This is a genomic window from Prochlorococcus marinus XMU1408 (genome assembly GCF_003208055.1).
Taxonomy (GTDB): Bacteria; Cyanobacteriota; Cyanobacteriia; order PCC-6307; family Cyanobiaceae; genus Prochlorococcus_B; species Prochlorococcus_B marinus_A.
This window is the reverse complement of sequence record NZ_QJUE01000005.1, coordinates 26269-51001: the sequence shown is the minus strand read 5'-3', so window position 1 is coordinate 51001 and position 24733 is coordinate 26269. Positions and strand designations below refer to the sequence as shown.

Below are 24733 nucleotides of genomic sequence, written 5' to 3'. Positions count from 1 at the left end.
TTATTTTTTTGCTTTTAGCATTTCAGTATTAACCCCTGAGGCTCTTTTAAGAGCAACTTTACCAGTTCTAGCAATTTCTAAAATACCGTAAGGTTTTAATAGGTTTTCTAGAGCAACCAATTTTCCAGGATCTCCAACAACTTCAAGTGTCAGTGCGTTATCCGAAACGTCTACAACTTTTGCTCTAAAAACTTGAACAAGGTCTAATATTTTCCCTCTGCTTTCAGAAGATGCTGAGACTTTTAAGAGCATTAATTCTCTTTCTACAGCGGGTAAAGTTGTTAAATCAAGAACCTCTAAAACATTTATTAATTTATTCAGTTGTTTAGTCATTTGTTGAAGTGTTGATTGGTCACCCTGAACAACCATTGTTAATCTGGAAATCCCTTTAGCTTCTGCTGGCCCTACCGCCAAACTATCAATATTGAATCCTCTTCTTGCAAAAAGTCCTGCAATTCTGCTTAATGCTCCAGATTCATCTTCAACTAAGACTGAAAGTGTGTGCTTCATATTGGTTGCTTAGAAAATTTTAAGTTCTCCAGCCATTTCAGAACAATTTGATTGAAATGCCTTGGTACTTCATCGTGGAGACAATGACCTGCATCATTAATGACAGTTAATTTAAGCCAAGGATGGAGCTTTATTAGTTTTTTTGCCAAAAATATAGGTATCAATTTATCTTTTTTGCCCCAAATCAATAAAATTGGTGGACGATTTTGTAGATTTTGAATCTTAGCAATAATCGATGGTCCTAATGCAGAGTATGTCCTATTACTCATTCCAATACACATCGATCTAAGAGCTTTGGACGCATTTGTTCTTCTTGCAGGAACAGTAACTATTCTTTTCAATTCATTATCATTAGTAATTGAGCGACAGTAGGCGCTTTGTAGAGCGAATGTAATCAATTTCGTCCTTGATATTAAATTTATTAAGGGCTTTAGTGGAAACAAATGAAAAAAAAGTTTGATTATAAAATTTTTAATTTTTTTCAGCCATATTGGAAATGACGGTTTAATTGGATTAATAAAAACCGGTTCTGGGAGAGGTGCTGCAATTACTGTTTTTATTAATTCTGGTCTTTGCGAAAGAATTGTTATTGCTGTTAAAGCTCCCAAAGAATTTCCAATCAAAATAACTTTACCGTTTTTTTTAATGTCTACTATTTCATCAAGAAAAGATGTTACTTGATTGGCCCAAAATTGATTATCTAAAGAGTTGATTGCTCCTTGAAGATTTTGCTCTGATCTACCAAAACCTATTAAATCTATTCCATAAACCCTAAAACCTTTATTGGCGAATACTTCTGCATTATTTCTCCAATGTTCGCTGCTAACTCCAAAACCATGTATTAGAACAATAGGAGGGTCAGATGGATTGCCTATTACTTTGAAGTGAACTCTAAGCTCTTTGTATAACCAATTCTTAGATTCACCCCAATCAGGAGTTCCTTTGAAATGGCTTTCAGTCTTAATATCTGATTGAATTTCATCCAAAACAATTTCCGATTTAGATTTTGAACTTTATTTGTATTAATTTTAAGTTTATTTTACAAATCCACTTATCAGTTTTGATTGTTATCTGAATGTCAGGGCTTTAGGTTTTAATAGAAGATGAGTTAAATTGTCTGAATGGCATCAGAAATTTTTGGAATCGCTGCAGTCTTTTGGGTTTTGATCCCCGTTGGACTCTTAGGAGGAGTTCTTCTTTTGAAACTTCAAGGTGATTAATTTCCACAATCCATAGTTTGCCCATTTAGGCTCGACTCTTGTAATGAATTCAATTATGCAAGTTCTGGTGATTGGTGGCACAGGAACGCTAGGTCGCCAAATAGCCAAAAATGCCATTGATGCTGGGCATAAAGTCCGCTGCATGGTTAGGAAACCAAAATCTGCTTCATTCCTTCAAGAGTGGGGATGTGAACTAACTCGTGGCAATTTAATTAATAAAGAAGATATTGAATATGCACTTGATGGAGTGGATGCTGTTATTGATGCAGCCACAAGTCGACCTGATGATCCACGTAGTGTTTATGAAATAGATTGGGATGGAAAATTAAATTTATATAATGCTTGTCAAGAAAAGAATGTTAAAAGGGTAGTTTTTTTATCCTTGTTAGGAGCTGAAAAATATAGGGATATTCCTTTAATGGACATTAAATATTGCACCGAAGAGTTATTGGTTAATTCCTCTTTGGACTACACCATTTTACAAGGTGTTGCTTTTATGCAAGGTGTAATTGGGCAATTTGCAATTCCAATCCTAAATAACGAACCAGTTTGGATAAGTGGAAATCCTACTGATATTGCTTATATGAATACACAGGATATTGCTCGATTCGCTGTTGCAGCTTTAGATAGGCCTCAAACTATAAAAGGAAGATTTCCAATAGTTGGTCCTAAAGCATGGAGTGCCAAAGAATTGGTCAATCTATGTGAACAGTTCAGCGAGAAAAGAGCGAGGGTGTTAAAAGTTTCCCCCACAGTAATCTCTATTGCTCAATCAGTTGTATCATTTTTCGAGCCAACACTTAATGTTGCCGAGAGGCTTGCTTTTTCTGAAGTAAGTGGAAGTGGAGGGAAATTGGATGCACCTATGGAAGATACTTATAGTGCTTTTGGCTTAAGTCAAACTGATTCAACAACAATGGAAGGTTACATAAAAGAATATTACGGAGTTATTTTGAAAAGACTTAAAGACATAGGAGTTGATCTAGATATTGAAGAGAAAAAGAAATTCCCAATCTGACCCTTTGCAAAACAATAGTTAATATGTACTATTAAGGGAGACTACTTTTTTGCGATGTCTATTAGTCAAATTAAGAACCTTAATAGAAGATTAGAAAATCTATCTAAAGAAGCAACTTCTGAACTGGATAAATTATGTGGTAATGAACTATGGAAAAGTATTGGATTTGAAGCTTTTGATGGTTTAGCTGATTCAGATTTAAGAGCTTCTGCAAATTATTATTATGGACAATTTCAAACTGCTAGAGAGTTACAAGACATTTTTAGTTAAATATACATTTATTGGATAATTTAAGACTTTTTAGAATACAATTGCTTTAGTTAATTAGTGGTACTAAAAAACACATGATTGAAACATCCGGCGTTATTGAGAAAGAACAAGGAAATGGATTCTATCTTGTAACTCTAGAACAGCCAGCCGGACATCAATGCTTATGTAGGGCAGCAGGAAAATTAACAAAGTTTCGAATAAAATTACTTGCAGGAGACAAAGTTCTTGTTGAAATCAGTCCTTATGATCTAACACGTGGTCGCATTACATATAGAGAAAGAAACGTAGGTCCTGGAGGAGGAAGACAAGGTGGTAATAGGCCAGGAGGTCCAAGAAAACGATGAAATAAATAATTAACAACTAATTAATTCATCTAATGCAGATTTATATTCGCTTCTTGCCTTAACTCCTCTCCATTTGTTTTTTAATTCTTTATTTTTAAAAAGGTGGACTGTTGGTGTACCACTGATTTCTGCTTGCTTGGCAATGTCTTGCTCATCTTCAATATCAATTTCAACTCCTACAGCTTTACCTTTTGATTCGTTAAGAACTCTATGAAGTTGAGGCTTAAGTAAGTGACAAGGGCCACAGCTGCTGGACGTATATATTACGAAAAGAGGTTTTTCTGTTTCATGGTATAACTTCCTTAATGCATAACTTCCTTTTTGCCAGATCTTTTCAGAGTCAAAATTTTCTTCGTTACTAATTTCTAAAGTATTTGATGTTTCAGTTTTTGATGGTTCTATCTTATCTCTTTTTATAAGGGTTGCTAAATTGTTAAGTGCTAGCCATCTCTCTGCAGCTAGAGCAGCTTTGCAGCCGCTCCCAGCCGCTGTAACACCTTGGCGCCACTCTGAATCGGCTACGTCTCCTGCCGCGTAAACACCTTCTATAGAAGTTTCAGGTCTACCTGGTTGTGTTAGTAAGTAACCTTTTGAGTCTGTTTCTAACTGATTAATGAACAATGATGTGTTTGGTGTATGTCCAATTGCATAAAAAAGACCTTTAGCAACAATCAGATCTTCCTGATTAGTTTTTATTCTTTTAACCTTTAATTTTTCAAGCCATTCATTCCCTAGAACATCTAAGATTTCTGTCCCCCAATGAATAGTAATGTTTGAGTTTGCTTTTACTCGATCTGCCATAGCGGCAGATGCCTTTAATTTGTTTGATCTTACTAACAAATGAACATGACTCCCGTATTTAGTTAGATATTCAGCCTCTTCGCAAGCAGAGTCTCCTCCTCCAACCACGGCAAGTTCTTCATCTCTGAATTGAGGGGTTGCTCCATCACAAATTGCACAGGCACTAATACCTTTGCTCCAGAAAAATTTCTCGTTTTCAAGCCCTAGTCGATTGGCACTTGCTCCAGTTGAAATAATGACAGAATTTGATTTAATTTCTTGAGTTTTTGTATTTATGGTAAATGGTCTTTTTTTAAGATCAATTGATATGGCATCTTCTTCAACAAGCTTTGTGCCCCATCTGACAGCTTGAGCTTTTATTAAATCCATCAGATCTGGTCCCTGAACTCCATTTGGGAAACCTGGGAAATTCTCAACAAATGTAGTTGTCATTAATTGACCGCCAGGTATGCCTCCTTTTTCAAAACCAGTTATAAGCAATGGTTCTAGATTAGCCCTTGCCGCATAAATAGCGGCAGTATATCCAGCAGGTCCTGAACCTATAATTACTAGATTTTCAACTTTTAATTCTTGTTTCTCGGCTTCCATACAATGCAATATTAAACAGACTTATACCATATAAGAAAAAAACTTGAAATTGTATCTAAACCAAAAGAAATTGGATTATTTTTAAATCTCAAATTTATTTAAAATCAAAATTTAAAATCAAAGTTCTAAAAGTTCATCAGCATCAAATATTTGTTTCTGAAAATCTGGAACTTTAAGAGTTGAGGCTTTAATACCCTCTGGGTAAGTATTTATACAAGTAATCCACTCGCAGAATTCCTGACTAATAGCATAACTATCTTCATATCTTTCTACGTTATCAAGTAAAGCTATTCTGCTTGCAGCCCAACAGCTTGCGATACTGATTCTCTTGTTGAAAGAAGCATTCATAATTAATCCCCAACGAGCACACCATGACATGCCAATGGGCTATTAACTTGTGTTTTTTGGTACAAATTAGCGTTTTGTCTGGAAAACGAAATTATCGCTTAAGATTTTAGCTTTCCTTAATATTTAGGAACAATTATGATTTTGATTTGCTCTACAAGCGATTGACTGATATTTAGTGCTAATTAGAGGTAGAAATTAAATATTTACTCACTTAGTTTTATTACACTGCTTCTGTATGGTTTATTAATAGTTTTTCAACATCATTTATACCTTCTACTGCTGCATTTTTGGCTAATTCGAAATCACCATTAGCCTCATCTTCTAACGCTTTTGCAATCTTGTTTGTTAACTCCTCTTTTTTGCTTTCTATCATTACTATTATTTCATTCTCTATTACTTTTCTGACAGCTTTTGATGGCAGTTTGTCATCTTTCGCTTCAGCAAATGTTCCTTGCACAAGTTCTTGTATGAATAGGCGATGAACTTCACTGCTTCTCAAAAAGCTTTCAGTAGCATTGATAATTCCCTCTACTAGCGCTTCATCAGGCTCTGACTGTTTATTTGCGAGTTTGAATTCCCAGTCAAGATGCTTTCTTTGCCATCCAGACGAATGCAAACTCGGCATAACTGTCTGTGAAAAGGTGTCTACAGACATTTCATAGATTCGTTCTGCTAGACGTTCGCACCACTCTTTACCATGGCTTTGAAGATTTTTTTGCATGGCTGTTCTTGGAACAGCGTGCCCGCCGTGATGACTATGGCATACGCCGTCGGGACATTCGATCGCAGTAAGGCTCATTTTTTCTTGATCGATAACATTTTCTCATTTATTTCATAGCCAAGAAAAACTATTAGGAAAACCTTTCTTAACTAAAAATGGTGGTATTCAAACGTTTCCTCTTCTAATCTTAAGGAGGATAAATTTTTTTACTTTGCTTAGTTTCTTAATTCCCTTCGAATCAGCTTTAGGAGAAACACGCGTTTCAGCTACTCCAGAGACCGTTAAAAAGTTTTTGGACTTAGGTTGTAAAGTATTTTTTGAAAAAGGTGCAGGAGAGGCTGCAGGGTTTTTAGATAATTCGTATCTAGAGGCTGGCGCTGAATTGGTTGAAAAGGAAAATAATGAGGTAAAAAAATTAGTTGATATTGTTCTCTGCGTTCAACCTCCTGAAGAAAAATTCCTTTCACATCTAAAATCTGGCTCTTTCCTTGTGGGCTTATTGGACCCTTATGGGAATAAAAAATTAGCCGAAACATTAAAATCCAAAAAAATTTCTGCAATATCTTTGGAGTTGCTTCCGAGAATTAGCAGAGCTCAATCATCAGATGCATTATCTTCGCAAGCAAATATAGCTGGATATAAATCTGTACTTTTAGCTGCTAGTGCTCTTGATCGATATTTCCCAATGTTAATGACTGCTGCTGGTACTATTCAGCCTTCAAAAGTTGTTGTTTTAGGTGCTGGGGTGGCAGGACTTCAAGCTATTGCAACTGCAAAAAGACTAGGTGCTGTGGTTTATGTGAGTGATATTCGAGAGGCAGTAAAGGAGCAAGTTGAATCATTGGGAGCAAGATTTATTGAGCTTCCAATGATTGATGAAACTCCATCAGAGTCAGGCGGATATGCAAAACAAGTTTCTGATGAATTTCTTAGTGCTCAAAGAAAAGAATTGGCAATTCAATTATCTGAAGCTGACGTGGCAATTTGTACAGCTCAGGTGCCTGGTAAAAAAGCCCCCAAACTTATTGATGAAAATATGTTGGATGATATGCGTCCTGGTTCGGTAGTAGTTGATCTTGCTGTACTTAGTGGTGGTAATTGTGCATGTTCAAAACCAGGAGAAACTATTGTTAGAAAAGGGGTTAAGATTGTGGGTGCTTCTAATCTCCCTTGCTCAATACCTAATCATGCAAGTTCTTTATATTCGAGAAATTTATTGTCTCTTCTTCAGCCAATGTTTAAAGAGGGTAAGTTTTTAATTGATAACGATGATGAGCTTATTGCTGGTTCTTTGATTAGTAAGGATGGAGTAATACTCAAATCAGAGATTATTGAGAATGGAGGAATTAGGTCATGAGTTTTTTTAGTGAAGCTCTTTGGGTGCTTCTCCTCGGAAGCCTTTTGGGATTAGAGCTTATAGGAAAAGTCCCTCCAACTTTGCACACTCCACTAATGAGTGGGGCTAATGCAATTTCAGGCATCACGATGCTTGCAGCTTTAACTTTAATAATAAAATCCGGAGACAATTTACCTTTACTAATAATTGGATCAATATCTCTTGGATTTGCTTTGTTTAATGTGATTGGTGGCTTCCTTGTTACAGACAGGATGCTTGCAATGTTTAGTCGTAAAAAAACTCGTAAATAGGATTATCTCTTATGACTTTTATTGCTCCCGTTAAATTTGCTATTGATCTCCTGGCAGTTTTATTGCTTGCTTTAGGTATCAAAGGCCTTTCAAAAGTTAGATCAGCAAGAGAGGCGAATAGGCTTGCCGCCATTGCAATGATATTGGCTGCTTTTGGAGTATTGCTTAACTCTCAAGGAACCATAGGCATTTCTATTAACTCTTGGATTTGGATAGTTTGTGGAACTTTAATCGGAGGCCTTTTAGGTGCCATAACTGCTAAAAGGGTTCCAATGACTGCGATGCCTGAGATAGTAGCTTTGTTTAACGGTTGTGGAGGGATGTCATCGCTATTGGTGGCACTTGGTGTGGCTTTGTTCCCATCTACAGATGGCTCAGATGGTGTAGTAGGTGAACTTATTAGAAATTTCTCAATAGTCGTTTCACTCTTTGTTGGAGCAATTACATTCTCTGGATCAATTATTGCAATGGCCAAGCTTCAAGGTTGGCTGTCTACACCTTCTTGGACCCAAAGCAAAGCTAGGCATTTCTTCAATATTCTTTGTGCTGTTATTGCTTTGATAGGTGGAATCTATCTTTCAATCGATGGACAAAATGGTCTTTTTCTTATCGTAATTGCTTCATCTTTGCTGGGTATTGGAGTGACTCTTCCTATTGGAGGGGCCGACATGCCTGTTGTTATATCCTTGCTAAATAGCTACTCAGGAGTTGCAGCAGCAGCGGCAGGATTTGTTGTTGGTAGTCAACTTTTGATTGTCGCGGGTGCAATGGTTGGAGCTGCTGGATTAATACTTACTCAAGTGATGTGCGATGGCATGAACAGATCTTTAGTTTCTGTATTATTTGGGGGTGCACTTGGAGCTAGTTCTGTTTCTTCAGGAAGTGGAGGGGGAGAATATACAAATATAACTAGTTGTAGCCCAGAAGAATGTGCACTTACTCTTGAGGCGGCAGAGAGAGTCGTAATTGTTCCTGGTTATGGTCTTGCTGTAGCCCAGGCTCAGCACACACTAAGAGAGGTCACAAGAGTTTTAGAAAACGCCGACATTGAAGTCACATATGCTATTCATCCTGTTGCAGGAAGAATGCCTGGCCATATGAACGTTCTTTTAGCCGAAGCAGACGTTCCTTATGAGCAATTAAAAGAAATGGATGTAATCAATCCTGAATTTCCCGCGACCGATGTTGTATTAGTTTTAGGAGCGAATGATGTGGTTAACCCACAGGCCAAGAATGATCAGACTTCACCTTTGTATGGGATGCCAGTTTTAGATGTTCAAGAAGCTAGAACTGTATTTGTTGTTAAGAGAGGAATGAGTGCTGGATATTCAGGAATAAAAAATGACCTTTTTGATTTGCAAAATACCTCCATGGTCTTTGGAGATGCAAAAAAGGTTCTTGGAGATCTTTTACTGGAATTAAAGGAGCTTGGAGTTGGGAGTAAAGGGTAATTTAAAAAAAGAAGATTTACTTTCAGATTTAGGAATAAGCCCTTTTAAAGAGCGTCTTCCATGGATTGGTCCTGACCTACAGACACTAAGAGATACCTTTGCCTCAGATGAATTGCCTGATGCCTATTCATCTGAAATTCGTATAAAGGTCCCACCTCTCAAAACTAGAAAGGCAGGAGGAGGTTTCTTGGTTGCCTACTTGGATAAGCCATCAAGTGTATCGAGCATTAATGGTTTAGTTCTACTTCTTCATGGCCTTGGTGGTTCTACTCGTAGAAGAGGTCTGACCAGAATGGCAAGTGCTTTGGTGCAATCAAATTTCGCTGTTTTGAAGCTTAATCTGAGAGGCTCAGATCCTTGTAGGGATTTTGTTGATGGTACCTATGCTGCTGAATGTAATAGTGATTTGATTCCTGTATTAAGGCGTGCCAGAGAGATTTCATATCAATTAACTGAAGACTATCAATCTTCAAAAAATATTCCTGTCTTTGGAGCTGGGATCTCTTTGGGTGGAACTATTCTTTTAAATGCTTGCATGTGTGATGAGTCTTTATTAGATGGATTGGTATGTATAAGTAGTCCTTTGGATTTGAATGAATGTAGTTCTTCTATTGAAAGACCAAGAAATTTTATTTATCAAAAATGGTTGTTAAATCGTTTAATTAGGCAAACTTTAGAAGATCCTTTTGGGGTAGAAGAAAGAGAAAAGAATGCATTGTTAATAAATAGAAAGGATAAAGAAAGAAAAATAAATGATATTAGATCTTTTGATAATTTTATAACTGCTCCAAGGTGGGGATATAAAGATGTTGGAGAATATTATGCAAAAGCATCTCCTTTCTTTTCTCTTATAGAAAATAAAAAATCTCTTCCTAAAACATTATTTATTCAATCCAAAGATGATCCTTGGGTCCCTTTTTTAGCTGCTGAAAAACTAATGGAAAAAATGAAATTTTCTAATAATCAAATGGCTAATCAATTTATTTTTACTGAGAAAGGAGGACACAATGGATTTCATGGGGTTAAGGGTTGTTGGGGGGATCAAGTTGTTTCTAAATGGTTGTTATCTTTGAAGACTATCTAATCTAAAACTGTATTTTTGTAATATTTTTTTCTGAATAATCTAAGACTTCTTCTCTGGCCCAGCTGTCAATTTCAAGAATTTCACTGAGGCTTGGATTTAGATTGAGGTCGCATTTATGTTTGTCGCAAATCGCCTCTATTACTTTTGGAATATCGATAAATTTAAACCTTTCTTCTAGAAATAGTTCTACTGCTTTTTCATTAGCGGCATTAAGCACTGCTGGCATTGTTCCCCCTAATTTTCCTGCGCTGTAAGCAAGTTCCATACATGGATATTTTTTAGTATCTGGTTCTTTAAAAGTTAAATTGCCTATTTCAGTAAGCTTTAATCTTGGCCATGGTGTTTTAAGCCGACCAGGCCAACTTAAACAATACAAAATAGGGAGCTTCATGTCTGGCCATCCCAATTGAGCTAAAACTGATGAATCATCCAATTCAACCATCGAGTGAATGATGCTTTGTGGATGGATAATGATTTCGATTTGGTCATATGAAAGACCAAAAAGATAATGAGCTTCAATGACTTCGAGTCCCTTATTCATAAGGGTTGCAGAATCTACAGTTATTTTCTTTCCCATGCTCCAATTAGGATGGCTAGTCGCATCAGCGACAGTTGCTTTCACTAAATCTTCTGCTTTCCAATCTCTAAATGCTCCTCCTGATGCAGTTAATTGTATGGATTTAAATCCTGGAGTAGGCACTCCAGTTGAGAGTCTTGCATTTTCAGCCCATGGCGTTCCTTGGAGGCATTGAAATATCGCTGAGTGTTCAGAATCCGCAGGCAAGAGCCTACTTCCACTTTTTTTTAAAGCAGGAATGACAACTGGTCCTGCTGCAATCAAAGTTTCTTTATTTGCTAGAGCTAGATCCTTCCCCGCTTCAATGGCCGCAAGTGTTGGTAGTAGGCCAGCACAGCCAACTATTCCAGTTACAACAAGATCTGCACTTCCCCAAGCTGCTGCAGTATTAAGTCCTTCAGCTCCCGCCATCAATAAGGGCTTCTTGAATATTTTTGACTCTTCATTGAGAATATTTATTCGCCTAGACAGTTCTGGCAAAAGAGACTCATCGGCTAGAGAAACGACTTCAGGTTGATGAGTTTCAATTTGTTTGATTACTAAATCAAGATTCTTTCCTGCTGTTAGTGCAACAATTTTGAATTGATCAGGAAACTCTTCTGCAATTTGAAGGGTTTGAGTTCCAATAGATCCTGTTGAGCCTAAAACGCTTATGGCTTTCACATTGTGAAGTCAAGTATGACCAGTCTCCCATTTAAAGGTATAACCCAGTTATATATTTACCAGTTTCTTCTGGATTTTAATAGAGATTTATTATGCAAGAAAGGGAACAATGGAGATCAGGGCTGGGATTCGCGCTCGCCGCAGCTGGTAGTGCTGTAGGTCTTGGAAATCTTTGGGGCTTTGCTTATAGGTCATCTCAAGGCGGGGGACTTGCTTTTCTTATCCTTTATGTATTGGTTGTTTTAGTTGTTTGCCTGCCTGTCTTGGTTGCAGAGATGGTCTTGGGGAGAAGCACTGCAAGTAGTCCTTTTCTTGCTCCAATCAAAGCTGCTGGAGAGAATTGGAAGCCTCTAGGTTGGTTATTTGCAATAGCTTCTTGTGGAATTCTTTCTTATTACGCAGTGATAATGGGATGGACAATTGATACTTTCTTCCATTCCTTATTTATAGGCCTACCCTCAGATATGACTGAGGCGGGGGAATTTTTTGGTAAAATTAGTAGTGGTAATAGTGTATTTATAGGTCAAATAATCAGCTTATTGTTAACTGCTTTTGTTGTTGTTGCAGGCGTTCGTGGAGGTATTGAAAAACTAACAAAATGGGCAATGCCATTTTTATTTGGACTCCTTTTGTTATTAGCTATTTGGGCTGCAACTTTATCTGGGGCATGGGAAGGATATACATCATTTTTACTTAAATGGGATTCTTCTCAACTTTTTGATAAAAACACAATAAGTAATGCATTTAAACAAGCTTTCTTTTCTTTAAGTTTGGGTATTGGAATTATGGTTGCCTATTCTTCATATCTAAACCGTAAAAATCATCTTCCTAAAGAAGCTTTGAGAGTTGCAACTTTGGATACTGCTGTTGGTTTACTTGCCGGGCTGATTACATTCCCAGTCGTTATGAGTTTTGGTTTGAAAGATGTTATCAGTGAATCAACTGTTGGGACTTTATTTATTGCTCTTCCAACTGGATTTGCAAATCTTGGAGTGTTTGGGAGGTTGATTGCTGCTGTTTTCTTCGGATTGGCTTTTATAGCTGCTATTACTTCGTCTATTTCATTAATGGAGGTACCAGTATCTTCTTTAATGGACAGGCTGAATTGGAGTAGGAAGAAGGCCGTTTGGACTTCAACATTATTGATCTTCTTGATTGGAATACCGTCTGCTATTTCTACAGACTTTTTAGGCAAGTCCGATGCTATCTGTAATACACTCTTGATATTAGGTGGTCTTCTGATTTCAATTCTTTTGGGTTGGATTGTTCCAAATCGTTATGATGAGGATCTTGCAAATTCTAATGCTAATTTAAGAGTTAGAAGGTATCTAAAGTTTATGCTGCGCTGGGTGTCTCCACCAGTTATTGCTATCGGACTTTATTTAACAGTCTTATCTACATTAGAAACATTTGCTTAATCTGAATGTTGTTTCCATTCTGTAACCCCTTTAGGTTTATCAATTAAATCAATTCCAATATTTTTTAAATCAGCTCTTATTTTATCAGCGAGTAAAAAGTCTTTATTAGCTTTTGCTATAGATCTATTCTTGATAAGCTCTTCAATTTTATTAGTGTCAGGTTCAGTATTGTTTTTTGGTTTTTCTTGATTTAAATTTACTTTTAAGCCCAGAACTCCTGCTAACTCAGTGAGTAGTTCCCATTTATTAAAAACTTGATTTAAAATATCTTCGTCAACTTCATTGATATCTTTCCCTCTTAATAAAATTAGGCACTTTTTAATAGGTTGAGACAATTCAAAAAGTATAGATAAAGCTCCAGATGTATTTAGATCGTCATCCATATAGTTTTCAAAGTCTGATAATAATTTACATGAGTATTTATCAAGTTTACTGTTGGCAGATCTTTTTATCGGTTTACCTAGGTTGATTTCGTTTTTAGCTTGATCTTTAATTTTATAAATATAACCAAAAGACAGGCAATTATTTAATCTTTCCCAGCCTTTTGAAGAAGCTTTTAGCGCTTCTTCAGTAAAATCTAGGGGCTTCCGGTAATTAGTTTGTAAGACAAAAAATCTCAAAGTCATAGGTGAAATACCTTCATCTAATAAAGACCTAATGGTTGTAAAATTCCCTAGCGATTTACTCATTTTTTCACCCCTCACATTAACCATTCCATTGTGAAGCCAGTATTTTGCTAACTCTTTCCCATTACAGGTTTCAGATTGAGCTATTTCATTCTCATGATGAGGAAATATCAAGTCTGATCCACCAAGGTGAATATCAATACTTTCTCCTAATTCTTGTTTAACCATTGCTGAACACTCAATATGCCAACCTGGTCTGCCATTGCCCCAAGGCGAAGAGTAGCTAACCTCACCTGATTTGGACTTTTTCCAGAGAGCAAAATCAAGCGAGTTCTTTTTACTTTCTTTTTGATTTGTTTTTAATCTCCCTGCTGCATTATCTATTTGATTCTCAACTTCTCTTCCACTAAGTTTCCCATAATTTTTATGTTTATCTACTGAAAAATAAACATCACCATTTGATGAGTAAGCTACTTTTTTTTGTTCTAATTCTTGTATGAAATTAATAATTTGATGGAGGCATTTTGTTGCTCTTGGCATACTACTTGGTCTAAGAATGCAAAGAGTATCCATATCTTTGTGAAATTCATCAATATTTCTTTCACTTAATTCATCAGTAGAACATCCTTCTTTATTTGCCCGATTAATAATTTTGTCATCAATATCAGTGAAGTTTTGTACAAATTTAACTTCAAATCCTTTCCAAATTAAAAACCGTCTTAATACATCCCAATTAAGATAACTTCTTGCATGACCAAGATGACAAAGATCATAAACAGTTACACCACAACAATATATTTTAACTTGATTAGGATTTATAGAAATAAAATCCTCTTTCTTTTTGGATAAGGTGTTTGTGAATTTTAGGGACAATTTCTTAGATAAAAATGTGAGAAATTATTGAATTTATCAGCAACTATTTTGCCTCCATCCAATTTACTCCAACGCCAGTTTCAACGATAAGAGGAACACTAAGTTTTATAGCATTTTCCATAGTGTTTTGGACAAGAAGTTTTGTTTCCTCCAAATCTTTAGGATCAACTTCTAGCACGAGTTCATCATGCACTTGAAGTAGAATTTTCGCTGCCAACCCAGTCTTTCTTAAAGCTGAATGTAATTGAATCATTGCTAGCTTAATGATGTCTGCACTTGTGCCTTGAATAGGTGCGTTTGCTGCGGCTCTTAATTGTTGTGCTTCCATACCTGCTCTTCTGGCCGTAGTTAAATCAATTTCATTTGGTGGAGTTCCCAGAAGTCTTCCAAGCCCATTTTTATTGAAATGAAAATATCGTCTTCTCCCTAGCAATGTTTCAACAAACCCTTGGCTTAGGGCAAGTCTTTCTTGATATTCTAAAAATTTAAAAACGGCTGGATAACGTTCTTTGAATTTACTTAAAAAATATTTTGCTTCTATTAATGAAACGCCCGTTGATCTTGCAAACCTTTGAGCCCCCATACCATAAATAACCCCAAAATTTATTGTTTTTCCTATTCTTCTTTCATCGGCGTCAATGGCATCTTTTTCAAATAAAAGTTTTGCTGTTAAAGAGTGGACATCTTCATTTTTTAAATAAGCATTTTTTAGTACTTCTTCACCTGAAAGATGTGTAAGTATACGAAGTTCAATTTGTGAATAGTCTGCGCTTAAAAGTTTCCAATCTTTTTGCGGAAGAAAAGCTTTTCTTATTCGTCTACTAAATTCAGTTCTGACAGGGATGTTTTGGAGATTTGGATTGCTACTACTTAATCTTCCAGTAGCTGTTACGGCTTGATTGAAATCTGTATGTACTCTTCCCGTTTCTTTTTCAATAAGCTGAGGCAAAGCATCTACATAAGTATTAAGTAACTTGCTTATAGTGCGATGTTCAATGATCATTTTTACTATCGTATGGTCTGATTCCAGCTTTTCCAATACACCTGCATCTGTACTCCATCCTGTTTTTGTTTTTCTTGATTTTTTCCTATCTAAATCAAGTTTCTCAAAAAGTAATTCACCTAATTGTTTAGGTGATGAAAGGTTAAACTCACTTCCTGCAACCTTATAAACTTCTTGCTCGATAGTATTTAATGTTTTTGTTAATTCTAAAGATAAATCTTTTAAATAAGGTGTATCAATAATGATGCCTGTGGATTCAATTTCCGCTAAAACCTGCTCAAGTGGTTGTTCAACTTCTTTGAGTAAGTTTATTAATTTTGTACTTGTTTCTTTTAATCTATTAATATAAATAATTGCTAATTTTCTTGTTAAATAAACGTCCATCCCGCAGTACATGCTTGCAGACTTAATGTCCACATAAGAGAAGTCTTCACCTTTTTTGACAACATCAGAAAAACTTTTGGGCTTAAATCCAAATTCTCTATAAGCAATTTCATCTAAACTATGTTTAAGAGTTGCATCACATATATAATCTGCAAGCAAAGTATCAATTACGACGCCATTTAATATAATTCCATGTCTTAGCAAAATTAGTCTGTCGTATTTAGCATTCTGTAGGGTTTTAGGATTTTCATTGCTAGAGAACCAATCCTTAAGTGCATAGATAACGTCTTCAATCTTTAATTGATTTACTTGATTAATTTCTATTAAATTATCTTCTTTGTTTTGATGTCCTATTGGTATATAAACTATATCTTTTAATGATTCACCAAAACAAAATCCTAAGCCAACAAGTTCAGCTTTAAAAGGATTCAAATTGGTTGTTTCGGTATCAATGGCTATTGGCTTTGTCGTATCAGTATGTTTCATTATTTGTGCAACAAAATTATTAAGTTCTTCCAGATTGTCTATAATCTTGGGCTCTATGAGAGGAATCTCTTTTGTTTCATTAAGCCTATTTAGTTCAATATTCTTACTCTTATTATTAACGATCTTACTTTCTTTTAATGAGTGATTATGGCCTTGCTCTGATAATCCTTCTTTAGAAAATAGAGCTTTAAAAGTTGAAACTTGTTTTAATAAACTATATAACTCAAGTTTTTCAAGGCTTTCAGTTAGTTTTGATTCGTTAATACCTTCTAATTTATGTTCTATTTTTGGACTTATAGGAATTTTAATTAATATTTCTGCAAGTTTTCTTGAGAGATATGCATTATCTTTGTCTGCTTTTAGCTTTAATCTTACGGCTCCTTTTATGGCGCCTCGTTTAGCTTTTTCTCCTTCTTTCTCTAGCTCTTGGAGTGATTTATAGACTCCATCAAGATCATTGTTTTCGTTTAAAAGATTTATAGCCGTTTTTGGACCAACTCCTTTTACTCCTGGAATATTATCTGAGCTATCACCAGTTAAAGCTTTCAGGTCAATAACCTTGTTTGGATTGACTCCAAGTTTCTCCCTTACGCCTTCTTCCTTAATAAGTTTAGGATTTCCGCTTTTTGCGTAGGGACCACCTCCCATGTACAAGACTGCTATGTCTCTTGCATCATCCACTAATTGGAATAAGTCTCTATCTCCAGAAAGAATTCTGACACTCCATCCTTTTTCAGCGGCATTGTTGGCGAGTGTTCCTAAGACATCATCCGCCTCATAGCCTGGAGCTTTGCAGATTGAGAGATTAAGGTTTTCTTTGAGAATCTCTTCAAGCTTGTCTAAATCTTGAAAAAATATATCTGGTGCGACATCTCGATTCGCTTTGTAGTTTGGATCTTCTTTGTGGCGAAATGTTGGCTCAGCGGTATCAAAAGCAATTGTTATCCCTTTTGGTTTGAGAGATTTGCAATTATCTAGAAGGCTTTTTAGAAAACCATAGGTAACACTCGTAGGAAAACCATCTTTTGTGGTAAGGCCTCCTTCCCCCCCTTTGCTAAAAGCATAAAAACTTCTAAAAGCTAATGAGTGGCCATCTATTAATAATAAAGTTGGTTTTTTTATTTCTTTCATGAAATATTCATAGTGAGTCTCATTTATTAACTTTTTGTTTTTTTAGCCCAAGGAGGAAGATCAATAAAAACTTTTTCTCCTGGTTTTAATCCTGATATTATGGCAGTTTTGCTACCACTACTTGTTCCTAACTCAACTTTTTTAAATGTTGGTTGATTGTTTTTTCCAACTATCAGCACCCCAGCTTCTCCGCCTTCCGTGACAATTGCTACTGTTGGAATAAGCGTACTAATTTTGGTTGCTCCTGTTTCAAAGTTGATATCAGAAGTCATTCCTAAGCGTAAATCTTCAGGCCTATTGCTTAACAACAACGTAACTTCAAATGAAGTTACGTTGTTGTTTTTGATTGCACTTGGAGAGACTTTGGAAACAAATGCTTCAAAACGTTTATCAGGAAAAGCATCTACTCTAATTGTTGCTTCTTGACCAGTTTTTATTCTTCCAATATCACTTTCAGGAACTTTCGCCACTATTTCTAGACCTTGAGAAAGCTTAACTATTGACGAGCTTGTTGCTCCTCCTTCTCGAGATGAAGAGGCTGAAGTGGTTGGAGTTACAAATGCACCAGGAACGGCGTATCTGCTTGTTACCACTCCTCTGAATGGTGCCCTTATGTTGGTTTCATTCTCTTCGATTTCTATTTGTTTAAATTTAGCTTCACTTCTTAAAAACCTATTTTTATATTCTTCATATTCTTCTGCACTGATAGCTCCTTCATTAAAAAGTATCTTTCTTCTTAGGTAGCTAGCTTTCTGAGTCTCATAATTAGCTCTAAGTTCGTCAATTCTAAATTCCAAGTCTCCAAAATCCATTTTTGCAATTAAATCTCCTTTCATAACTTGGTCTCCTTCCTCTACAAAAATCTCATCAAGTATTCCTTGTCTTTTTGGGCTTACATTTACACTTTTATTTGCTTTTAATTCACCGCTTGCTGTGATTAAACCGGGCAAGCTTCCATTCTCAGCCGAAACTGTAAATGCAGTTAAGTCTTTGTTTGAATCATCCTCTTTTGAAAGTTTAAAAGAGATCCCACCAATAGTTAAAACTGAAAGAGCGACGAAGCCTAAAACTTTTTTCTTTTTTAAATTTTTCCAAATCATTTTGCGAAAATCAATTTCTTAGGTGTTTTTTTAAAGGTTTAATTTTTTTTTAAAGGTCAAAAAACTTTCCTTTGGAGATTTATAACTATATTTTCGCTGTTAATGGGCACTATTGGGTCTAATTTGGTCAAATTCATCAACTGGGGTCCTTGCAAGATCCATTTAAATGTTAAAAGCCGGAATTGTCGGACTACCTAATGTGGGCAAATCGACTTTGTTCAATGCTCTTGTTGCAAATGCACAGGCTCAAGCAGCGAACTTTCCTTTTTGCACGATTGAACCCAATGTAGGCTCTGTTTCAGTTCCTGACCAACGGTTGAATTTACTTGGTGAACTTAGTAATAGCAAGCAAATTATTCCAACTAGAATTGAGTTTGTTGATATTGCTGGTCTTGTAAAAGGAGCAAGTAAGGGAGAGGGACTTGGAAACAAATTCTTAGCAAATATAAGAGAGGTAGATGCAATAGTTCATGTGATTAGATGTTTCAAAGATGATGATGTCGTACATGTATCGGGATCAGTTGATCCTTCAAGAGATATAGAGATAATAAATTTAGAATTAGCTTTGTCTGACTTGAATCAGATAGAAAAGCGAAGAACAAGATTAAAGAAACAATTAAGCACTAATAAAGAAGCAAAGTTAGAGAATGATGTATTAGAAAAGATAAGTTTAGCCTTGGAAAATGAAAATGCTGTTAGGAGTTTGTCATTAACTGATGAAGAAAAAAAATTAATTAAACCATTAGGATTATTAACTGAAAAACCAATTATTTATGCAACTAATTTAGGAGAAGATGAACTGTCTAAGGGTAACAATTTCTCAGAAGAGGTAAATAACCTTGCATCTAAAGAAAGTTCTGAATGTGTAAAAATTTCAGCCCAAGTTGAAGCAGAGTTAATTGAGTTAGGTGAGGAAGAAAGAGATGATTATCTAAAAGGACTAGGTGTTGAAGAGGGGGGTCTAATTAGTCTTATTAAAGCTACATATAGATTACTTGGGTTAAGCACATATTTCACGACAGGAGAAAAAGAAACGAAAGCTTGGACTATTTGTGATGGGATGACAGCTCCTCAGGCGGCTGGGGTGATCCATACGGATTTTGAGAAGGGATTTATTCGAGCTCAAACGATTTCATATAAAAAGCTTTTAGAGGCTGGATCTTTATCTGAGGCCCGAAATAAAGGTTGGCTACGAAGTGAGGGGAAAGAGTATGTAGTGAATGAGGGAGATGTTATGGAGTTTTTATTCAACGTATAGCAGTCCAGTCATAGCAGGGGCTCTCAAAGGTTAGAACTACCTCTATTCTAACTTTGTTCTAACTTTTAGTTTATCTTTAGCTTGATGGTATGGATTTTCTTTGTATGGATAGCGATCTGAGACGATCTATTTCCTTTTATAGCTAAAATCGCCCTCTAAGTATCCAACGGGTGGGGCAATATTTTTAAACTTAGAGCATTTTTTAATTAAGTTATTAAAGTCCTCAAATCTAGTTGAAGTTGTTGATATTAATTCAAGCAAATACTTAACAGGTATTCTTGTTAACCAAATAATTGGAACAGGTGAAGGTGGATATGTATTTAGAAGAATTCTCATTTCATTATCCCAATAGTAATTATAAAGAAGGAAATCCCTGATGATTATGCAATTAGCTTTCTCAATAGGAATTCCTTTTTTTATTAAATACTCTTTGTGTTTGATTGTATTTGGGATTGGTGTTTCTAAATGCTTAGCCAGTCCATAAAACGCTTCGCCTTTTAAACCTTCAAATCCTCCCTCTGCTTCAATGGCAGATACTTTTCTCCAACCAATCTCATAGAAATTATTCACTGAAGCTTCAACGCCAAACACAGAAATTAATTTTCCGTCCTTCTTCTCGTAAGGAAGCACGGGAAGAAATGCAAAAATAATCAATAATGTTGGAATAATTTTTACTGAGTCAAGTTCCCAGCTCCACCATTTGAATTTGAATTTAGAAAAGATAGAATTTTTTTTCTTATTCATTTTCAACCTCTTTAACTTCCAAGGATTCAAGGATTTCTTCAATCTTCTCTGGCAGCATTTCAGTGAAATAACAATTTAATCCTGTTGTCTTTACTCGTTCTTGTATGAATTTTCCAATGGTTCCTAAATAAGAAATATTCCCAACGGCAATGATCAAAATTGATTCTTCAGGAGGATTTTTATTTTCAATCCTAAGAGGTATAACAACATTTTCTCTGCACCATTGAAGAGAGAGATGATTATCAATTAATGATCTGATTTCCTGTTTGGCATACATTCTATTTTTTAATCAAGCTATTTTCCTATTACTAGTCTGATTGAATATTTCTAGATAACACTAGATTATCTAGTTTTATGTATGAGTTTTATAGGCTCGTCTGTCTGTCTAACTTTGTCTAACTTTTTCGTGTTTATGTCTAACTCTGATTTTTGCTTGTAATCAACTGGTATAACTGGACGTGATGGAGTTTTTATTCAACGTATAGCAGGTCAGTCATACCAAGGGTTCTCAGCGTTCTCGATAGGCTCCTATTCTAACTTTGATCTAACTTTTGGATATCGAACGAGACCGAATTTAATAAGAGAAAAGAAGGAACATAACCTTTAAAAAGTGTTTTAGGACGGTGTAGAACTGAATTGACGGGGTAAAGCGTTAATTCAAAGGACCTCATGCAAACCTTTAGAACTATTTGTAGATAATTAAGAAGTCTCTATTTTTCTGGTAAATTACAACTTTAATTTTATTAAAATCACAAGACATGAAAGGTTTTGGGAATAAACAAACTAATAGAAAGAAAGGAAATAGTTCGAGTCTTCAAAAAGAAATTAATAAGATTACTAAATCTTCTAATGAGCAGTTAATTAAAAAAGCACTAAAATATCATTCTGAAGGCGACTTTTTAAATGCCGAAAGACAATATAAATTATGCTTAAAACAAGAGTCTAATGATCCTAGAGTCCTATCTAATTATGGTTTGATATGCAAAGAAGCTGGTAGATTTGAAGAAGCGATAAAACTATGGAAAAAATCAATTGAATTGTATCCAGAAAATCCAACACCATATTATAATCTTTCTAATTTATTAATAGATATTCAAAGATTTAAAGAAGCAGAAGTATTTATTAAAGAAGTTATCAATATTAAACCTGATGACTATAAAATGCATTATAATTTAGGAATAACATTAAGAAATAATAGTAAAGGAAAAGAAGCAATATCATCTTTTCAAAATTCAATTAAACTTAAACCAGACTTTACAGAAGCTCTTTCAAATCTTTCTGCAACTTATCTGGAAATTGGTAATATAAAAGATGCAAAAGTATCAATTAAAAAAGCTATTGAATTTGAGCCTAAAGAACCAACATTATATTTGAATTTGAGTAAAATTTTACAAGAAAATAGTGAATTAAAAGATGCAGAAAAATATATTAAAATTGCAATCAATCTTAATCCAAAACTTGCAGAGGCTCATTCTAATCTGGCGACAATATTGATAGAGCTAGGTAATTTAAAAGAGGCAGAATTATCTAGTCGTAAGGCAATTGAATTAAATCCTGATTTCGCTCCGGCTTACTCAAATATGGCAACTATCATGAGAGATATTGGTAACTTAAAGGAGGCAGAATTATATATTCGAAAAGCTATTGACATAAATCCTAATTACGCAAAAGCTTACTATATTCATTCACTACTTAGATCTTCTAAAAATGATAAAAAATGGCAACATAACCTTTTCTCTAAAAATATATTAAATAATCAATCAGAAAGAAATAAAATTGATATCTACTTTGCAAGATCAAATATTCATCATATGGAAATAAATTACAAATTAAGCTCCAAGAATCTTATATTAGCTAATAATTTAAAATTAAATATTGAGCCATCTAACTCTAAGATTTTAATAAATAAATCCAAGGAATTACTCATTGAAAGTGAAAAGATTGAAATAAATCAAAATGATAATTTAAACTCTTGCATAAGTATTTTTATTGTAGGGATGCCAAGAAGTGGATCAACACTTCTTGAATCAATTCTTAGTATGAACAATAATGTTAAAGATTTGGGCGAAATTAACATCCTTGAAGAATCATTTGAAGAGAGTAAAAGAATTGATCAAGGATTAAATTTCTATGAATTATATAGAACTAAAACAAATAAATATAATGCTAAATGTAATATCACAACCAATAAATGGTTATACAACTATCAATATGCTGGGATTATTAGCAAGGGGATAATTAATCCTAAAATAATTCACTGTTTTCGTAATCCTCTAGATAATATTCTCTCTATTTACCGTGCACATTTTGCAGGTAATGAATATTCTTCTTCATTGGTTGATTGTGCAAAAGTTTATTTAGATCAAGAGGAAGTAATGATAGAATATAAGAATAGATTTCGTTCGAAAATATATGATTTGAATTATGATTTATTAGTCACTAATCCTCATAAAGAAATTAAATCTTTGATCTCTTGGTTGGGTTGGGAATGGAACGAGTCATATCTATCACCTCATCTCAATCAACGCTCAATTTCCACGGCAAGTAGTGTTCAAGCACGATCACCTATTAATTCAAAATCTATAGGTGGATGGAAAAACTATAAAGAGATGCTCCAACCTGCTATGGAAATCCTATCTAAGGCTGATGGCTATCAAGAATTAACTTTTTAACTCACTGGCAAAGCAAGACTAAACGACTTTCCAAACTCGTCATTAATATAGCTTTCTATTTTAAATTTACTAATTAAATTGATCATTTCGTTATTTAAATAACTATCTGTTAAACCAGAGATTTCATATACGGGGTCTATGAAATTGAATTTTTTTGATATTTTTAGATCAGCCATTTTCAAGCAATGCCATTAGATCTATTAAATATATAATTATCCATAATAAACTTCATCTAGGTGTTTAGCTATTGTCTCAGTTGTTTTGCTGATTGAAAAGTTAGGACATGAGTGCCCATACTCCCTAATTAGTCCATATGAATATTTATCTAAAAGGTTTAGATTATATTTTTTCATAATAATTAATTTAGTATCTTTTACTTTATAAATATTAGATCTATGTACTCCTAATCCACCATCGAATAACTGATTATTTGGTAGTAAAATAAAAATATGATCACATTGATTTGAAGTTTTTAATATCTTAAATCCGATCTTTACTTCATTAATAAATCTTGAATTCCATTGTAAAAAAAATAAACAAGCAAATATACCACAAGGTCCTGAATTAATAGCATGCGAGCCAAATCCATTAAATCCATAAAGACAATTAATAGATTTTGAGATTTTATTTAGTTTCAGAATTAAACCCTCATTTATTATAATATTTTTCTTTTTATACTTGGAAAGTTTTTGATTTTCTAATTCATGTATGGCTCTAATATCACTTTTTTCAAAGGCTTGAGAAGATAAATATTTTGCTTCATTTTCTAAAGCATTTGCCAAATGATAACGAATGTGATTCGGCATAAAGTCATCAGCTAAAGCTAAACGAAAACTATATGAGGCATCTTTATATTTACCTTCTAAATTATATAAAATCCCTAGATTGTAATGTGCAGCAGAGAAATTAGGCTTTAAATCTATGGTCTTTTGAAAAGATAATTTTGCTTCTTTTGATTTTTCAAGTTTCCTCAATATGACTCCCAGATTATAATGCGCATCTGCTAAATCAGGTTTGTGTTCTATCGCTTTTCTAAAAGATAATTCTGCTTTTTCTAATTTATCTAGATCAATTAATAATACTCCTAGATTGGAATGTGCTTCTGCAAAAGTAGGATTCAGTTCAATTGCTTTGAGGTATGATTTTATTGCTTCTTCATGCTTTTTAACTTCTCTAAATATATTTCCTAGATTTACATAAGCATTGGCGAAAGTAGGATTCAGTTCAATTGCTTTGAGGCATGAAATTTCTGCTTGTTCTAATTTGCCTTGTGTTTTAAATATTACTCCCAGATTTGCATGAGTATTAGCGAAAGTAGGATTTAGTTCAATTGCTTTGAGGTATGAAATTTCTGCTTCTTTTAATTTGCCAAGTATCTGTAAAACGCTTCCATAATAAAAAAAAATCCTATGATCATTTAAACCTTCACTAATCAAATCTTGATAATACTTTTCTGCATCAGTAACAGTAATATTTCCTTCTAAAAGGTCTTTATAAGTTTGGGTGATTAATTGCTCTTTAGACAGTTTTTTGGCTGTTTTGGTAGACAGATACGTTTTTATTTCTTTCTGAGCAATCGGTATTGGAATAGTGATTGTCTCAGTGCAAGGAATATCTATTTGATTACCTTTAGGCGAAACTTCTTCCATGCCTATATATATAGTCTATTTTTAATAAATTATATATATAATATAGATCGTGTAGGTCTAAGCGCAACCAGTCTACTTGGTCTTCATGAATATCTCCACAGCTATGTCATCGGCAAATGAAAGCTTGTAATCAATTGGTATGACTGG

23 protein-coding genes are annotated in these 24733 nt (G+C 34.6%); 11 read left to right on the top strand and 12 right to left on the bottom strand.

What is annotated here, in order from left to right; translation table 11 throughout:
- Both ilvN and DNJ73_RS06635 read right to left on the bottom strand, forming a co-directional pair.
- A complete protein-coding gene (gene ilvN, locus DNJ73_RS06640; RefSeq protein WP_158466934.1) occupies positions 1–510 on the bottom strand; it encodes an acetolactate synthase small subunit in 510 nt (169 codons plus the stop codon).
- Entirely contained in the window at positions 507–1496 is a 990-nt protein-coding gene (locus tag DNJ73_RS06635; protein WP_257473396.1) for an alpha/beta fold hydrolase, read from the bottom strand. Before DNJ73_RS06635 ends, ilvN begins: the two co-directional genes overlap by 4 nt.
- Before the next feature lie 135 nt (positions 1497–1631).
- Between DNJ73_RS06635 and petM the strand changes: the two genes are divergently transcribed.
- The 4 genes from petM to infA all read left to right on the top strand — a co-directional run bounded on the left by petM (position 1632) and on the right by infA (position 3362).
- Positions 1632–1730 carry a cytochrome b6-f complex subunit PetM gene (petM, locus tag DNJ73_RS06630; protein ID WP_011294850.1) on the top strand — a complete coding sequence of 33 codons (99 nt, stop codon included), beginning with the start codon at positions 1632–1634 and terminating at the stop codon, positions 1728–1730.
- Between the two features lie 55 nt (positions 1731–1785).
- Positions 1786–2748, top strand: a complete 963-nt coding sequence (locus tag DNJ73_RS06625) for an NAD(P)H-binding protein (protein ID WP_187152634.1) — start codon at positions 1786–1788, stop codon at positions 2746–2748.
- Between the two features lie 54 nt (positions 2749–2802).
- On the top strand, positions 2803–3018 hold the full coding sequence (locus DNJ73_RS06620; RefSeq protein ID WP_158466932.1) for a hypothetical protein: 216 nt from the start codon (positions 2803–2805) through the stop codon (positions 3016–3018).
- 74 nt (positions 3019–3092) lie between these two features.
- Positions 3093–3362 carry a translation initiation factor IF-1 gene (gene infA / locus DNJ73_RS06615; protein WP_011294847.1) on the top strand — a complete coding sequence of 90 codons (270 nt, stop codon included), beginning with the start codon at positions 3093–3095 and terminating at the stop codon, positions 3360–3362.
- A 9-nt stretch (positions 3363–3371) separates the two neighbouring features.
- On the opposite strand, the gene trxB is transcribed toward infA, so the two are convergent.
- The 3 genes from trxB to DNJ73_RS06600 form a co-directional block, all read right to left on the bottom strand.
- Positions 3372–4751: a thioredoxin-disulfide reductase gene (trxB, locus tag DNJ73_RS06610; protein ID WP_158466931.1), complete on the bottom strand. Its 1380-nt coding sequence runs from the start codon at positions 4749–4751 to the stop codon at positions 3372–3374.
- Positions 4752–4868: 117 nt separating this feature from the next.
- Entirely contained in the window at positions 4869–5099 is a 231-nt protein-coding gene (locus DNJ73_RS06605; protein ID WP_158467259.1) for a hypothetical protein, read from the bottom strand.
- Positions 5100–5319: 220 nt separating this feature from the next.
- Entirely contained in the window at positions 5320–5898 is a 579-nt protein-coding gene (locus DNJ73_RS06600) for an EF-1 guanine nucleotide exchange domain-containing protein (protein WP_158466930.1), read from the bottom strand.
- A gap of 133 nt (positions 5899–6031) precedes the next feature.
- On the opposite strand from DNJ73_RS06600, the gene DNJ73_RS06595 reads away from it, so the two are divergent.
- The 4 genes from DNJ73_RS06595 to DNJ73_RS06580 are packed head-to-tail and all read left to right on the top strand — an operon-like array spanning position 6032 to position 10002.
- Positions 6032–7177, top strand: a complete 1146-nt coding sequence (locus DNJ73_RS06595; RefSeq protein ID WP_158466929.1) for a Re/Si-specific NAD(P)(+) transhydrogenase subunit alpha — start codon at positions 6032–6034, stop codon at positions 7175–7177.
- Positions 7174–7467, top strand: coding sequence for an NAD(P) transhydrogenase subunit alpha (locus DNJ73_RS06590; protein WP_011294842.1), 294 nt, complete (start codon positions 7174–7176; stop codon positions 7465–7467). Before DNJ73_RS06595 ends, DNJ73_RS06590 begins: the two co-directional genes overlap by 4 nt.
- Before the next feature lie 11 nt (positions 7468–7478).
- Entirely contained in the window at positions 7479–8918 is a 1440-nt protein-coding gene (locus DNJ73_RS06585; protein ID WP_158466928.1) for an NAD(P)(+) transhydrogenase (Re/Si-specific) subunit beta, read from the top strand.
- Positions 8902–10002 carry an alpha/beta fold hydrolase gene (locus DNJ73_RS06580; protein WP_158467258.1) on the top strand — a complete coding sequence of 367 codons (1101 nt, stop codon included), beginning with the start codon at positions 8902–8904 and terminating at the stop codon, positions 10000–10002. The genes DNJ73_RS06585 and DNJ73_RS06580 overlap by 17 nt, the downstream gene beginning before the upstream one ends.
- A gap of 1 nt (position 10003) precedes the next feature.
- Here the strand turns inward: DNJ73_RS06580 and DNJ73_RS06575 are convergent, their stop codons facing one another.
- A complete protein-coding gene (locus DNJ73_RS06575; RefSeq protein WP_158466927.1) occupies positions 10004–11242 on the bottom strand; it encodes a 1-deoxy-D-xylulose-5-phosphate reductoisomerase in 1239 nt (412 codons plus the stop codon).
- 92 nt (positions 11243–11334) lie between these two features.
- On the opposite strand from DNJ73_RS06575, the gene DNJ73_RS06570 reads away from it, so the two are divergent.
- A complete protein-coding gene (locus DNJ73_RS06570) occupies positions 11335–12660 on the top strand; it encodes a sodium-dependent transporter (protein ID WP_158466926.1) in 1326 nt (441 codons plus the stop codon).
- Here DNJ73_RS06570 and cysS read toward each other — a convergent pair.
- Genes cysS through DNJ73_RS06555 form a run of 3 tightly spaced genes read right to left on the bottom strand, consistent with a single transcriptional unit; the run spans position 12657 to position 18263 of the window.
- Positions 12657–14159, bottom strand: a complete 1503-nt coding sequence (gene cysS / locus DNJ73_RS06565; RefSeq protein ID WP_158466925.1) for a cysteine--tRNA ligase — start codon at positions 14157–14159, stop codon at positions 12657–12659. The genes DNJ73_RS06570 and cysS overlap by 4 nt on opposite strands.
- A gap of 43 nt (positions 14160–14202) precedes the next feature.
- Positions 14203–17163 (bottom strand): DNA polymerase I, encoded by a 2961-nt coding sequence (gene polA / locus DNJ73_RS06560; RefSeq protein WP_158466924.1) that lies wholly within the window; start codon positions 17161–17163, stop codon positions 14203–14205.
- Between the two features lie 26 nt (positions 17164–17189).
- Entirely contained in the window at positions 17190–18263 is a 1074-nt protein-coding gene (locus DNJ73_RS06555; protein WP_158466923.1) for an efflux RND transporter periplasmic adaptor subunit, read from the bottom strand.
- A gap of 166 nt (positions 18264–18429) precedes the next feature.
- Here DNJ73_RS06555 and ychF point away from each other — a divergent pair, with 166 nt between their 5' ends.
- Positions 18430–19521: a redox-regulated ATPase YchF gene (gene ychF, locus DNJ73_RS06550; protein ID WP_158466922.1), complete on the top strand. Its 1092-nt coding sequence runs from the start codon at positions 18430–18432 to the stop codon at positions 19519–19521.
- A gap of 126 nt (positions 19522–19647) precedes the next feature.
- Here the strand turns inward: ychF and DNJ73_RS06545 are convergent, their stop codons facing one another.
- Together DNJ73_RS06545 and DNJ73_RS06540 are read right to left on the bottom strand one after the other, a co-directional pair.
- Positions 19648–20265, bottom strand: coding sequence for a hypothetical protein (locus DNJ73_RS06545; RefSeq protein WP_158466921.1), 618 nt, complete (start codon positions 20263–20265; stop codon positions 19648–19650).
- Positions 20258–20542, bottom strand: a complete 285-nt coding sequence (locus DNJ73_RS06540) for a hypothetical protein (RefSeq protein ID WP_158466920.1) — start codon at positions 20540–20542, stop codon at positions 20258–20260. Before DNJ73_RS06540 ends, DNJ73_RS06545 begins: the two co-directional genes overlap by 8 nt.
- Positions 20543–21023: 481 nt before the next feature.
- Here DNJ73_RS06540 and DNJ73_RS06535 point away from each other — a divergent pair, with 481 nt between their 5' ends.
- Positions 21024–22937 carry a tetratricopeptide repeat-containing sulfotransferase family protein gene (locus tag DNJ73_RS06535; protein ID WP_158466919.1) on the top strand — a complete coding sequence of 638 codons (1914 nt, stop codon included), beginning with the start codon at positions 21024–21026 and terminating at the stop codon, positions 22935–22937.
- A gap of 212 nt (positions 22938–23149) precedes the next feature.
- On the opposite strand, the gene DNJ73_RS06530 is transcribed toward DNJ73_RS06535, so the two are convergent.
- A complete protein-coding gene (locus tag DNJ73_RS06530; protein WP_158466918.1) occupies positions 23150–24586 on the bottom strand; it encodes a tetratricopeptide repeat protein in 1437 nt (478 codons plus the stop codon).
- Positions 24587–24733 lie beyond the last annotated feature (147 nt).